Origin of the sequence: Pseudomonas sp. TH06, from assembly GCF_016651305.1 — a bacterium.
Taxonomy (GTDB): Bacteria; Pseudomonadota; Gammaproteobacteria; order Pseudomonadales; family Pseudomonadaceae; genus Aquipseudomonas.
Map to the genome: position 1 here is coordinate 179,614 of NZ_JAEKEC010000004.1, position 13,520 is coordinate 193,133.

At 60.1% G+C, this 13,520-nt stretch carries 14 protein-coding genes; 6 read left to right on the forward strand and 8 right to left on the reverse strand.

The window, feature by feature from the left end:
* Positions 1-25: 25 nt before the first annotated feature.
* The 3 genes from JFT86_RS28060 (at position 26) to JFT86_RS28070 (ending at position 2,740) form a co-directional block, all read left to right on the forward strand.
* Entirely contained in the window at positions 26-430 is a 405-nt protein-coding gene (locus JFT86_RS28060; protein WP_201239288.1) for a hypothetical protein, read from the forward strand.
* A 332-nt stretch (positions 431-762) separates the two neighbouring features.
* Positions 763-1,230, forward strand: coding sequence for a hypothetical protein (locus JFT86_RS28065; protein ID WP_201234418.1), 468 nt, complete (start codon positions 763-765; stop codon positions 1,228-1,230).
* Positions 1,217-2,740: a hypothetical protein gene (locus tag JFT86_RS28070; RefSeq protein ID WP_201234417.1), complete on the forward strand. Its 1,524-nt coding sequence runs from the start codon at positions 1,217-1,219 to the stop codon at positions 2,738-2,740. Before JFT86_RS28065 ends, JFT86_RS28070 begins: the two co-directional genes overlap by 14 nt.
* Before the next feature lie 71 nt (positions 2,741-2,811).
* On the opposite strand, the gene JFT86_RS28075 is transcribed toward JFT86_RS28070, so the two are convergent.
* Together JFT86_RS28075 and JFT86_RS28080 are read right to left on the reverse strand one after the other, a co-directional pair.
* Positions 2,812-3,699: a LysR family transcriptional regulator gene (locus JFT86_RS28075; protein WP_201239289.1), complete on the reverse strand. Its 888-nt coding sequence runs from the start codon at positions 3,697-3,699 to the stop codon at positions 2,812-2,814.
* 147 nt (positions 3,700-3,846) lie between these two features.
* Positions 3,847-4,566 carry an SDR family oxidoreductase gene (locus JFT86_RS28080; protein WP_201239290.1) on the reverse strand — a complete coding sequence of 240 codons (720 nt, stop codon included), beginning with the start codon at positions 4,564-4,566 and terminating at the stop codon, positions 3,847-3,849.
* A gap of 192 nt (positions 4,567-4,758) precedes the next feature.
* On the opposite strand from JFT86_RS28080, the gene JFT86_RS28085 reads away from it, so the two are divergent.
* Positions 4,759-4,971, forward strand: coding sequence for a type II toxin-antitoxin system HicA family toxin (locus JFT86_RS28085; RefSeq protein WP_095050205.1), 213 nt, complete (start codon positions 4,759-4,761; stop codon positions 4,969-4,971).
* Complete coding sequence (locus tag JFT86_RS28090; RefSeq protein ID WP_201239291.1) at positions 4,971-5,375, forward strand: type II toxin-antitoxin system HicB family antitoxin; 405 nt, start codon at positions 4,971-4,973, stop codon at positions 5,373-5,375. The genes JFT86_RS28085 and JFT86_RS28090 overlap by 1 nt, the downstream gene beginning before the upstream one ends.
* 69 nt (positions 5,376-5,444) lie before the next feature.
* Here JFT86_RS28090 and JFT86_RS28095 read toward each other — a convergent pair whose 3' ends face one another.
* Positions 5,445-6,632 (reverse strand): MFS transporter, encoded by a 1,188-nt coding sequence (locus JFT86_RS28095; protein ID WP_201239292.1) that lies wholly within the window; start codon positions 6,630-6,632, stop codon positions 5,445-5,447.
* A 243-nt stretch (positions 6,633-6,875) separates the two neighbouring features.
* On the opposite strand from JFT86_RS28095, the gene JFT86_RS28100 reads away from it, so the two are divergent.
* Entirely contained in the window at positions 6,876-7,496 is a 621-nt protein-coding gene (locus tag JFT86_RS28100) for a DUF5666 domain-containing protein (protein WP_201239293.1), read from the forward strand.
* A 184-nt stretch (positions 7,497-7,680) separates the two neighbouring features.
* Here JFT86_RS28100 and JFT86_RS28105 read toward each other — a convergent pair whose 3' ends face one another.
* The 5 genes from JFT86_RS28105 to JFT86_RS28125 all read right to left on the reverse strand — a co-directional run bounded on the left by JFT86_RS28105 (position 7,681) and on the right by JFT86_RS28125 (position 13,451).
* Entirely contained in the window at positions 7,681-8,679 is a 999-nt protein-coding gene (locus JFT86_RS28105) for a sulfate ABC transporter substrate-binding protein (protein WP_016771033.1), read from the reverse strand.
* Between the two features lie 97 nt (positions 8,680-8,776).
* Complete coding sequence (locus tag JFT86_RS28110; RefSeq protein ID WP_201239294.1) at positions 8,777-9,601, reverse strand: ion transporter; 825 nt, start codon at positions 9,599-9,601, stop codon at positions 8,777-8,779.
* 21 nt (positions 9,602-9,622) lie between these two features.
* Positions 9,623-10,537 (reverse strand): urea transporter, encoded by a 915-nt coding sequence (locus JFT86_RS28115; protein WP_201239295.1) that lies wholly within the window; start codon positions 10,535-10,537, stop codon positions 9,623-9,625.
* Positions 10,538-10,764: 227 nt separating this feature from the next.
* A complete protein-coding gene (pyk, locus tag JFT86_RS28120) occupies positions 10,765-12,180 on the reverse strand; it encodes a pyruvate kinase (RefSeq protein ID WP_201239296.1) in 1,416 nt (471 codons plus the stop codon).
* Positions 12,177-13,451 (reverse strand): glycerate kinase, encoded by a 1,275-nt coding sequence (locus tag JFT86_RS28125; RefSeq protein ID WP_201239297.1) that lies wholly within the window; start codon positions 13,449-13,451, stop codon positions 12,177-12,179. Before JFT86_RS28125 ends, pyk begins: the two co-directional genes overlap by 4 nt.
* Positions 13,452-13,520: the final 69 nt, after the last annotated feature.

Here is a 13,520-nt window from a genome sequence, read left to right on the forward strand (position 1 = left end):
CCGGGCAAAACAGGAAAGCACCGCCATGCACACCATCGCCCGAATCACAGTCCTCACACTGGCCCTGGGCTTGAGTGCATGTGCGGTGCAACGCCCGGAACCGACCACCAACCTGCCACCGATTCCGCCGTCGCAACCCGGCCCGACACCGTCGACCTCGCCGACACCGGGCAAAAGTATCCCCGCCAAACCGTCGAAACCGGTCCCGCGCACCTCGGCCAGCTTCGCCCCGCCACCGGGTGGCAACAGCCATTGGGATCAAAAACTCGGCGTCTATGTCCTCGACGGCCAACCCAACACCTTCTACCGCCAGCGCACCTACTTCCGCTGGAACAACGGCTGGAGCCGCTCGATCAGCCCCAACGGCCCGTGGGAAGACACCGACATCCACGGCGTACCGCCGGGGCTGGGCAAGCAGTTCGGGCAGTAATGCAAAACGGCGATCTTCGGATCGCCGTTTTGCTAATGGGTGCTGCTGAAAACATCAAAGCCTGCAGACCCGAGGCTGAATGGATATCGGCCGTGGGCTAAAATTTCATGCATTTTTTTCGGCAGATAATTCAGAGCCTTGATTTGCATACTTCGCCAACGGGTCATGGTGATGGTTATCAAGGTGTGCAGTTCGCCAATCTGGTCTGGTGGAGATACCCAAGGACCTGAGTAGAGCCAAAGCCTGATTCCTGACAGGCCAGCGATTTTTTATTCCGAATGGTCGGGATATCAAAACAACGCTGGTTACTTCAGACCTTCCAGGTGTCCCCCATGGTGAAAGAAGATGTGCAAGATCCTTACTCCTTCCGTGAGCAGTCAAGATTCACGCTGAAGGAACTGATGGATGCGTTGCTGCGGCGATACCAATGCCCCGAGCATAAAATGCTCGATTTTGACCAGCACTCCACAATCGCAATCGAGCTTGATGGCGTCTCGGATGTTTTCATCACTGTGGACGACGATCGCTTATGGGTCTGGAGTGTGCTCGCCGACCTGCGTCTGCCTATGCTCGTGGCCAATGCGGCCGAGGTGTTTTCCTTGTTGAGCAAGCCGGTATTCGGTTTCGAAACAGGGCAGCTGGTGTTGAGTGAAGGGGCCGAGGGTTACGAGTTGAAGGGGCTGGTCGATTTGCGCAGCCTGGAACACGAACCAGGATTTTCCCTGGTCATCGAGCAGTTCCATCGCCGGCTTGAAATGCTGTGCACCCTCATCAAGGAGTTTCCACATGCCGATACATAATATTCCCGGCGCCAGTGGTGTGTTCTCCGTACAGGCAACGCAAACCGATCCGCAGCCTGCTGCCACCCCCACAGGAATGTCTATCAGGTCGGTCACCAACCCTCTTCATGCTCCGGCGCAGCCTGCTGCCCATGCTCCAGCGGCCGTGGCCCAGCGCGAGTTCATCGCGAAAAACGCCTTTGCCAGTGACGCTGACTTCGAACGTCATATGGTCACTCAGTTGCAACGCTTTACCGCCGGAGAAAAGCTGCCCGAGCGCGAGCTGAATCAGTTGAACGCATGGCGATCGAATGCCAACTATCTGTCCAAAGCAATTGCCCAGGAAATGCAGCTGTCCAGAGAGGTCCGCGAAGGGGCTCCCCATGGAAAAGAAGCCAGGCACGTGCAGAAGTTGTCGGCGCCGCTGGAAAGCATTCTTGATCATAGTGTCGGGAAAAGTGTCTTCACCCGTGATGTGGACTTTCGCGAAATGCAGGGCCTGCTCAAGTCCGAGCGTTTTCTATCGGTCAATGAGCGCCAGTTGAACGGGATAGGGCGAATCAGAAAAATGGCCGACTTCAACCGTGGCGGGGCCATGGGCACCTATACACGGGTGGTGTCAGACAAACGTATCGACCAGGCCAAGACCGCAGCGGCCTACCAGCAACTGCCTCCGTTGGGGATCGGTTCCATTGGCAATTCAGGCATAACCATTACCCTCGATGGCAAGACGGCCCTGAGCAATATCAGCCATCCCCTGGAGCTTTGGCATAACGACCGGGATTCCGCGGGGCGTATTCTCGGTCGGGTCGCGCAGGCACCCAGTGAGCGAGAGGGCGCCAAGGTCGGCAGGAGCGGCGAAAGGTATCTCGGTCAGCGCAATCCCTTGTATTACAAGCGTGACGACCTGGAGCGCGTGTACCCATTGAAGGCTCTGAACCCCGACCGGTTGGCGCGGATTGCCAGCGAGAGCCATACGCACTTGAAGGACATCCTCGAGACGCCCGGAGCCCATACGGACCACAACGAGCAGGTGTGGCTGACACCGCCCAGCCTGGCCGCGGTCAAGGCGATCTTTATCCAGAAACAACTGGACAGGCCGCCAGCGCTGATCGCGAAAACGCCGGACGAACTCATCCGCGAAAACGAGCGCCACCAAAGCAAGATCCAACAGCTGAAGGAGCGCATCGTCCTGCTCGAACAGCAACACCGCGCGGGCAGCCTGACCCATCCCGAAATGGTCGCGGGCAAGGCGCCTCTGATGAGCCAGTCAAGAAAACTCGAAGAAACACCTTACCCCTATAAGATCGTCGATCAGAGCGCGCGACTGCCCAAGGAAGTACGCGTGCCTTCTTTCTGGAAAGACGGGAATGTTCCCGCAGGCTATGAAGGCCTGCGCGACAGACTGGGTATGGAGGGCGTGGCGCTGGCTGATCTGATTAGCCATGTCAGCCCGAATACCAAGCGCGCCGATTTGCCGGCCATGGCGGACGAGGTGTTACAGCGCGGGAAAGAGCCGAAACAACCTTGAACCTTTCAGGCCAGGGACGGCCAGGAAGTACAGTCAGGGACGATGGTGCGCGACGCTAAAAGTTGGTGACGTCAGCGGCTCGCCTCGAGCAATTTCTGCACATACTCAACAAACACCCGTGCCTTGGTACTCGCCATCCGGCCTGTCGGAAACACCGCCCACAGATCCTGGTCCGGCAGCGTCCAGTCCTGCATTACCGGCACGACTGCGCCGCTGGCCAGTTCCGGGGCGAACATCCATTGCGAGGCAATCGTCAGGCCCTGATCGGCCAGGACGGAGGCGCGCAAACCCTCGGCGGCGCTGACACGGATACGGCCGCTGAGGGTTTGCGTGTGTTGTGCTGTGCCTTGAGTGAAAGTCCAGGTGGCGCCGCCGCTCAGGTTGTAGACGATGCCTTGATGCAGATCCAGTTCGGCAGGGCAGGTGGGTACGCCGTGACGGGCGAAATACGCCGGCGAGCCGAGCACTACACGGCGGCAGTCGGCGATCTTGCGTGCGGTCAGGCTCGAGTCGCTGAGCGGGCCCATACGCAAAGCGACGTCGATGCCTTCCTCGACGAGGTTGATGTTGCGGTCGTCGAGGAGCAGGTCGATGTTCAGTTGTGGATGCTGGTCGAGGAAGAGACCCAGTTGCGGCACGATGTGCAGGCGGCCGAAGGTCACGGCGGCGCTGATACGCAGGTTGCCGCTCAGGCCGCTGGCAATACCGCGCGCGGCATTATCGGCCTCGTCGGCTTCTTCGAGCGCGCGTTTGGCACGCTCGAAAAAAGCCAGTCCTGATTCGGTCGGGGTCAGACCGCGAGTCGAGCGCAACAGCAGACTTACGGCCAGGCGCTTTTCCAGTTGAGCGATGGTTTTCGACACGGCGGGCTGGCCGATTCCCAAGCGCCGGGCGGCGGCGGAAAACGAGCCGGTTTCCACGACGTAGACGAAGGTTTCCATGGCGGCGAGGCGGTCCATCTCATGTCCTTGCACAATCTTGAGGCTGTTGAATAACCCTGTGGGAGTGAGCCTGCTCGCGATAGCGGTGTGTCAGCCAAATCAATGTCGGCTGGACCGACGCTATCGCGAGCAGGCTCACTCCTACAGGGGGGAATGTGTTGTTGATTAGAACGCGGCTTTGCCCACTGAGGCGCCGCCATCGACGAACAGGGTTTGGCCGGTGATGAAGCCGCTTTGCTCCGAAAGCAGAAAGGCTATCGCCGAGGCAATCTCTTCCGGCTGCCCAAGCCGCCCCATCGGCACCCCGGCCAGATAGCGCGCCTCACCCTCGCTGCCCGGCGGGTTGTTGGCGCGGAACAGTTCGGTCTCGGTCGGCCCCGGTGCTACGGCGTTGACAGTGATCCCGGTCTGCGCCAATTCCAGCGCCCATGAACGAGTGAAGCTGACCAGCGCCGCTTTTGCCGCCGCATAGGCCGTGCGCTGAGCGATGCCCAGCACTGTCAGGCTGGAAATGTTCACCACCCGACCCCAACCCCTCGCCCGCATTCCCGGCAACAACGCTTGCGTTGCCTGCAACGCCGAATGCAGGTTGACCCGCATCACATCGTCAAACGCTTCCAGGTCGATATCGCCCAACGCCTGCGGTCGCACCAGCCCGACGTTGTTCACCAGCCCATCGAACTCATACGTGCGCGCCAGTTCCGCGAGGACCTCACCGGTCAGCTTGCGATCGCTCAGGTCCAGCGGAAACAGAATGCCCGGAAAGCTCAGATCAGGCTGGCGCGCAATGCCGACCACGCGATGCCCGGCGCGGTCCAGATGTTCGGCCAGCGCCCGGCCAATGCCTTTGCTGGCGCCGGTGATGAGGAAGGTACGTCGGGTCATGGCAACTCCTTGGAAGGTCTGGCGAGCAGCGTTGATCAGCTAGCGGGTTGAGCGGCTGAGTGTAATCCGGGTTGAGGTCGGTGCATTCAATCACACTCTGTAAAACAACCGGGCGTCGCTCTGCGGATTTCTATGCTTGAGTAAAGATAACTCTAGAGTTACTTTTAACAGGCCGAGGCAAGGAGGCGGTTGGTGCAGAGCAGGTTATTGATCAAGGAGCTGGAGGAGGCCGGATGGACGTTGGACAGGATTACCGGCAGCCATCACATCTTCAGGCACCGTTACAACCCGTACACGATTCCCGTGCCTCATCCGAAAAAGGATTTACCGTTGGGGACGGTCAAAAGTATCAGGAGGCGTGCCGGGCTGTACAACCCGCCAGCCAGTTTCGAAGGAGATCCATAATGCAATATCCCATCTGCATCGAGTGGGGAGACGAGAACACAGCCATCGGCATCCAGATCCCCGATATTCCCGGCGCTGTCACGGCGGGGGATAGCTTTGAAGATGCCTACAACGCAGCGGTTGAGATCGCACACATCATGCTGCAAGAGATCGCGGCGGACGGAGAACCCATTCCGTTGCCAACTTCTGCGGCGACACATCGCAGTAATCCGGAATTTGCCGACATGGGCTGGGGCATGCTGGAACTGGATATCTCGCCCTATCTCGGCAAGACCGAGAAGGTCAACGTGACGCTCCCCGGCTACGTGATCCAGCGAATCGATCGTTATGTGCGCGAACACAACGTCAAAAGCCGCTCCTCCTTTCTGGCGGATGCGGCGATGGAAAAACTGGTTCGGTATTGAGTGACAACGCTCCCGCAGGATCAATGAATAACCTGTGGGAGCGGGCCTGCTCGCGATGCTTTTGACGTGTCAGGCAGCGGCCAGAGAATGCTTTTCGGAAACACTCAAAAACCGCAACAACGCCAGTACAGGGAACGCGCTACCGACAATCACGATCCACAACCAGCCGCCATGTTCGAATACCGCACTGGCCACCGACGAGCCGAAGGCGCCGCCGATGAAGATGCTGGTCATGTACAGCGCGTTCAGGCGGCCACGGCTTTTCGCGTCCAGCGAGTACACCGCGCGTTGGCCGAGGACCATGTTCATCTGTACGCAGAAGTCGAGCACCACGCCGGTCACGGCCAGGCCGATGACGCTGTAGGCCGGGTGGATGAAGGCGGGCAGGAAGCTCAGGCTGGCGAACACCATGGCCAGCAGCGAGGCGATGCGGGTATGGCCGGCGTCGGCCAGGCGTCCGCTGATCGGTGCGGCGATGGCACCGATGGCGCCGACCAGGGCGAAAATCGCGATCTCGCTTTGCGACAGGCCATGGTTACGTGCCAGCTCCAGCGGCACCGCGGTCCAGAACAGACTGAAGGTGGCGAACATGCAGCCCTGATAAAACGCCCGCTGACGCAGTACCGGTTGCTGGCGCAGCAGCGTCCACAGCGAGCCGATCAGTTGCCCGTAAGAGGCGCTGTGATCCGGTTGGCGCTTGGGCACAGTCAGCGCCAGCACGACGCTGATCGCCGCCATCAATGCTGCCGCGATCATGAACATCGCCCGCCAGCCGAAATGGTCGGCGACCACGCTCGACACTGGCCGCGCCAGCAGAATACCCAGCAGCAAACCACCCATGATTCCGCCGACGACGCGGCCACGAGACTCCTCCGGTGCCAGATGTGCGGCCAGCGGAATCAGAATCTGCACCGACACCGAACTGAAGCCCACCAGCAACGAGATCAGCAGAAACACATTGGGCTGGTCGGTGAACGCCGCACCGAGCAGGCTGGCAATCGCCACCACGGTGGTGATGATCATCAAGCGGCGGTTTTCCAGCAGATCGCCCAGTGGCACCAGGAAGAACAGGCCCAGCGCGTAACCGATCTGGGTCAGCGAGACGATGAAGCTGGCCATGGTGTCGGTCAGGCCGATGTCCGGCGCAATCAGGCCAATGATTGGCTGCGCGTAGTAGATGTTGGCAACGATGGCGCCGCAGCAGAAAGCGAACAGCAGCACCATGCCTCGGGTCATTGCGTGAGTTGTGGCGGTCATAAGGTTTCTCGATCCAGCGAAAGGGAATGCGGTGAGGCTATGGGACAAACCGGGCGGGCAGAAGACGCCTTCGCTTGATATCAGTTATTCCGTTGCGGAATGGCTGGCGTTCATCAGGTCATCGTCCCTCGACGGACCTTGCGTCCGGCGATTGAAGGTCGATGATACATTCACTTACATCTTCTTCGATAGCGTGCTTATGTTTGCATCGACTTGTTGAATATTCATGACCGGAGGATTGCAATGTTTCGTCTGATGCTTCGTTACACCGCGACCATTGCCATGATTGGCGTGCTGGGCTCGACCGGCGTGCAGGCGGCGGACGCACCGGGGATGCGCATCGGCGTGCGCGGCGAGATCACGGGTGTCAGCGCCGACTCCTTGAAAGTCCACGTCAACAGTGGCGAGAACGTGGTGATCCAGTTGACTCAGGACACCAAGGTCCGCGCCGTTACCCTCGCCAACATCGAAGATATCAAGCCCGGCAGCTACATCGGTTCGGCGGCCATGCCCCAGGAGGATGGCACGCTCAAGGCGCTGGAGGTGCATGTATTCCCGCCGGAACTGGCGGGTAGTGGCGACGGACATCGGCCGTTCGATCTGGCCAAGGGCAGCAGCATGACCAATGGCAGTGTCGGCGATCTGGTGGTCAGCAATGGCCGGGTACTGACGGTGAACTACAAGGGCGGCCAGCAGAAGATTCTGGTGCCGGAGGATGTACCGATCGTCAACCTGATGCCGGGGGATCGCAGCTTGCTCAAGGTCGGGGTGAAGATCGTTACGTTCGTCACGCAGAGTGCGGACGGCACTTTGACCGCTCAATCGATTTCGGCGGGGAAGGACGGAGTGACGCCACCGATGTAACCGCCTGACATATTCCCCGGTAGGAGTGAGCCTGCTCGCGATAGCGTCCTGTCAGCCACCACATGTGCAGAATGACAGGACGCTATCGCGAGCAGGCTCACTCCTACATTGGGTTTGTAGTGGATTCAGAAGCGCACAAAAAAGGCGACCGTCGTGGGTCGCCTTTTTCATGTTTGCTTAAACCTTACTGGCCCGAGTAGATCTGGTCGAAAACCCCACCATCATTGAAGTGGGTCTTCTGCACCGTGCGCCAGTCACCAAAGGTCTTCTCAACCGAAAGGAAATCAACTTTCGGGAAACGGTCGGTGTACTTCGCCAGCACCGCTGGATCACGCGGACGCAGGTAGTTGGCCGCAGCAATTTCCTGGCCTTCCGGCGACCACAGATACTTCAGGTACTCATCCGCCGCAGCGCGCGAGCCTTTCTTGTCGACCACTTTATCGACCACGGAAACCGGTGGCTCAGCCTCAGCGGAGACGCTTGGGTAGATCACTTCGAACTGATCACGACCAAATTCGCGGGCGATCATTTCCGCTTCGTTTTCGAAGGTCACCAGCACGTCGCCGATCTGGTTGGTCATGAACGTGGTGGTCGCGGCGCGGCCACCGGTGTCGAGCACGGGCGCTTGCTTGAACAGTTTGCCGACGAAGTCCTTGGCCTTGTTCTCGTCGCCGCCGTTCTTCAGCACATAACCCCAGGCCGACAGGTAGGTGTAGCGGCCGTTACCCGAGGTTTTCGGGTTCGGCACGATCACCTGCACACCGTCCTTGAGCAGATCCGGCCAGTCTTTCAGGGCTTTCGGGTTGCCTTTGCGGACGATGAACACGGTGGCGGAAGTGAACGGTGCACTGTTGTTCGGCAGACGCGTAACCCAGTTGTCCGGGACCAGTTTGCCGTTGTCGGCGAGGGCGTTGATGTCGGTCGCCATGTTCATGGTGATGACGTCTGCCGGCAGGCCGTCGATGACCGAGCGTGCCTGCTTGCTCGAGCCGCCGAAGGACATCTGCACCGTGATGTTTTCGTTGTGCTCGGCTTGCCAGTGTTTCTGGAACGCAGTGTTGTAGTCCTTGTAGAAATCGCGCATCACGTCGTAGGAAACGTTAAGCAGCGTCGGGGCCGCCTGAGCGATGTTGGCCAAGGCCAGGCCAGCGGCGAGAAGTGAGGCGCCAAAGAGTTTTTTCACTGCGCATTCCTTGTTTTGTCTATGCGGGGGGTGATGTTTAATTGCCACGACTATAACGGGGCACGCATAGTCGCTTAAAGATTAAAAAGCTCTGTGCTTATTCCATTTTCTTAAACAGCGCATTGCCACAACGTGAGCAGAACGCGGCGCCGTGTTCATGGCTGTTTTTCTTGCACACCGGGCAGTCGTGTTGCAGTTGTTCACCACGCATGGCGTTGGCCAGTTCGGCGGTGAAAATCCCGGTGGGTACAGCGATGATCGAATAACCGGTGATCATCACCAGCGACGAAATCACCTGGCCCAGCGGCGTCTTCGGCACGATGTCGCCGAAGCCCACGGTGGTCAGGGTCACGATAGCCCAATAGATGCCTTTGGGAATGCTGGTAAAGCCGTGTTCCGGGCCTTCGATCACGTACATCAAGGTGCCGAACACCGTCACCAAGGTGCATACGCTGACCAGAAACACCACGATCTTCTGCTTGCTGCCACGCAGCGCCGACATCAGATAGTTGGCTTGCTTGAGGTACGGGCTGAGCTTGAGCACACGGAAAATCCGCAGCATCCGAATGATCCGAATAATCAGCAGGTACTGCGCATCGCTGTAATACAGCGCGAGGATGCCCGGCACGATCGCCAGCAAGTCCACCAGCCCATAAAAGCTGAAGGCGTAGCGCAACGGCTTGGGCGAGCAATACAGGCGCAGGATGTACTCGCCGAGAAAGATGATCGTGAAGCCCCATTCGATGTAAGCCAGCACCCCTGCGTAGTTCTGGTGAATGCTGTCGATACTGTCGAGCATCACGATCACCAGACTGGCGAGGATGATCAACAGCAAGATGCCGTCGAAGCGCCGCCCGGCGAGGGTGTCGCTCTGGAAAATCATGACGTAAAGCCGTTCACGCCAACTGTTGCTGCTGTCCATGGATAACGCCTGAATCGAAGATCAGCGCAGCCTAGGTTGATTCTCCCCGTGAGCGCAAGACGCACTGTCGACCGTGGCTTTGCCGAACATTTGAATCCCGGCACGAATCAGCCAGCAGGCGAGGATGAACGGCGCAGTCAGCGTGGCCAACCCGATAGCGGCAAACAGCGGTGTGACCAGCAGCGCCAGGACGATACCGAGCAACGGCAGCCACGGTTGTTGGCGTTGTGCACTGAAGGCGAGGGCGGCGAGGACGGCGTTGTAACTGCCGAGGCCGAGCAGCGCCAGGCTGGTTTCGTGGTGCAGCAGGCTGGAACCGAGGCCAATCGCCGAGGCCAGCAGCGCCCAGCAAAAAGCCCGGCGATCAGCGATCAGCAAACCAGCGGCGATCAGTGCGCCGGCCAGCGGATGACCGAGGAACATCACCTGACCCAAACCGCGCAGTTCAGCGGCAAGGAGGTTCAGCGTGTTCATCTCGATGTGCGCCATGGGTGCCGAAGGTTCGGCGAACAGCAGCAGGATCCAGCTCATGGCCACGAACGGCGAGGTGTAGGCCGGTATGGCTCGGCTGCGATAGACATGTTTGAGCCACTGCTGCGTGACCATCGCGCTCAAGCCGCCAGCGGCGAGAATCAGCGGCGGCAGCATTGGCGACCAAGGGAAATACAGGCTCAGCAACAGGCCGAGCAAAACGCCGTTGTAGCTGAACAGCCCGGCCTGGCGATCAGCCTTGGCGTAGTTGCGGCGTTGCGCGGTGAGCAATCCGGCGACCGCACCGAGCAGCGCACCGGCAAACAGCACCGGCGCGGTGAGCAGGATCGCCAAGAGGCACAGCAGGCCGCACAGCGGATGGCGCTGGAGGAATATTTGACTGAAACCGTTGAGCAAAGCCTCGGCCCAGTCGGGGCAGTGGGTGTTGAAATGGTTGGCAGGCATGTTGAGAAAATCTGGGCAGTTGGAAAATCAAAAGGTCTTGCATACCTGCGGTGAGGGGATTTAGCGAAACGTCGCACCGCCCCGTTGGGCTGCGAAGCGGCCCCCACATCGGTGAATGCGATTTCTCTGTGGAAACCGTCACACCGTTTAAAAGCGACGACTGCTGCGCAGCCGAACGGGGATAAATCCCCTCGCCACAAGGTTATGCACCCACTTTTTATGGTGGGTTAAATCAATGTTTCGATACGCAGCGAGTTAGTCGATCCAGGCTGGCCGAACGGCACACCCGCCGTGATCAGCAGCGTGTCGCCACGCTCGGCCATGCCTTGTGCCTGGGCGATTTCCAGCGCGGTCGAGCAAACTTCATCAACCTGACGCAGACGATCGTTGACCACCGAGTGAATGCCCCACGCCACGCTCAAGCGGCGCGCAGTCTGCAGGTTCGGTGTCAGGTTGAGGATCGGCGCTTTCGGCCGTTCCCGTGCGGCACGCAAACTGGAGGCGCCCGACTCGCTGTAGTTGACCAGCACCGCCACCGGCAGCACGTTGCTGATGCGGCGGATCGCGCAGCTGATTGCGTCGGAAACGGTCGCTTCAGCTTTCGGTCGGCTGACGTCGAGCTGAGTCTGATAATCCGGGCCGTTTTCCACCTGACGAATGATCTTGCTCATCATTTGCACGGCCTCCAGCGGGTATTCACCGGAGGCGGTTTCCGCCGACAGCATGACCGCATCGGCACCTTCGGCCACGGCGTTGGCAACGTCAGTCACTTCAGCGCGGGTCGGGGCAGGGGAGAAGCGCATCGACTCAAGCATCTGCGTCGCCACCACCACCGGTTTGCCCAGTTCGCGGCACGTCGTGATGATATTTTTCTGGATCTGCGGCACGCTTTCCGCCGGCACTTCGACGCCGAGGTCGCCACGGGCCACCATGATCGCGTCGCTCAGTTCGGCGATTTCACGCAGTTGTTCGACCGCCGACGGCTTTTCGATCTTCGCCATCAGAAAGGCCTTGTCGCCGATCAATTCGCGGGCTTCGAGAATGTCCTGCGGACGCTGCACGAACGACAGCGCGACCCAGTCCACACCCAGCTCCAGACCGAAGCTCAGATCGCGGCGATCCTTGGCGGTCAGCGGGCTCAGGTCGAGTACCGCTTGTGGCACGTTCACACCTTTGCGGTCCGACAGTTCGCCGCCGTTGAGCACGGTGGTGTCGATTGCGTCGTTGTATTTGGTCACCACGCGCAGGCGCAGCTTGCCGTCGTCGAGCAGCAGATCCATGCCTGCTTCCAGTGCGGCGATGATCTCTGGATGCGGCAGATTCACCCGACGTTCGTCGCCCGGTGTGGCGTCCAGATCAAGGCGGAATGCCTGACCGCGATGCAACTGGACCTTGCCGTCAGCGAACTTGCCGACACGCAGTTTTGGCCCCTGCAAATCCATCAGAATACCCAGCGGATAGTTGAGCTGACGCTCGACTTCGCGGATCCACTGATAGCGCTTGGCGTGGTCGGCGTGATCGCCGTGGCTGAAGTTGAGGCGGAAGATATTGACCCCGGCCTCGACCAGCTCGCGGATGTCTTCGATGCCATCGACCGCAGGCCCGAGGGTGGCGAGGATTTTGACCTTTTTATCAGGCGTCATGATTTAGAACTCTCGAGGATCAGAATGGCGCGGAAGTCGTTGACGTTGGTGCGGGTCGGCTCGGTGACGATCAGCGCATCGAGCGCCGCGAAATAGCCGTAGCCGTTGTTGTTATCCAGCTCGTCGCTGGCGCTCAAGCCGAGGGCGGCGGCGCGGGCGTAGCTGTCCGGGGTCATGATCGCGCCGGCATTGTCTTCCGAGCCGTCGATGCCGTCGGTGTCACCGGCCAGGGCGTAGACGCCGGGCTGGCCCTTGAGGCTGTCGGTGAGGCTCAAGAGGAATTCGGCGTTGCGTCCGCCACGGCCATTGCCGCGCACGGTCACGGTGGTTTCGCCGCCGGAGAGGATCACGCACGGCGCCGCCAATGGCTGACCATGATTGATGATCTGGCGGGCGATGCCGGCGTGGACTTTCGCCACTTCGCGGGACTCGCCTTCGAGGTCGCCGAGGATCAGCGTGCTGAACCCGGCCTGACGGCATTTCACCGCCGCGGCATCCAGCGATTGCTGAGGGCGGGCGATCAATTGGAAATGACTGCGCGCCAGGCTCGGATCACCGGGTTTGACGGTTTCCGACTCCGGGCTTTGCAACCAGTTGCGCACCGAGGCCGGTACTTCGATGGCATAGCGCTTGAGGATTGCCAGCGCCTCGGCCGAGGTGCTCGGGTCGGCCACGGTCGGGCCGGAAGCGATGACCGTGGCGAGGTCGCCCGGTACATCGGAAATTGCGTAGGTATAAACAGTTGCGGGCCAGCAGGCCTTGCCGAGACGGCCGCCCTTGATCGCCGAGAGGTGCTTGCGTACGCAGTTCATCTCGCCGATGGTCGCGCCGGATTTGAGCAGGGCCTTGTTGATCGATTGCTTGTCGGCGAGGGTGATGCCGGCGGCCGGCAAGGCGAGCAGGGCAGAGCCGCCGCCAGACAACAGGAAGATCACGCGGTCGTCTTCAGTCAGGTTGCTGACCAGCTCAAGCACGCGCTTGGCCACGGCCAGACCGGCAGCGTCCGGCACCGGATGCGCCGCTTCGACCACTTCGATTTTTTCGCACGGGGCGCCGTGACCGTAACGGGTCACGACCAGGCCTGTGACTTCACCTTCCCAGCAACGCTCGACCACTTGTGCCATGGCAGCGGCGGCTTTGCCGGCACCGATGACGATGACGCGGCCAGTGCGGTCAGTAGGCAAATGGGCTTCGAGGACCTGGTTCGGATGGGCCGCGTCGATGGCTGTGGCAAACAGCTCGCGCAGCAGTTGTTGCGGATCGACCGACATGGCGGACTCCCGGAATTCTTGTTATTCGAAAGGGCAACTCAGATCCCTGTAGGAGTGAGCCTGCTCGCG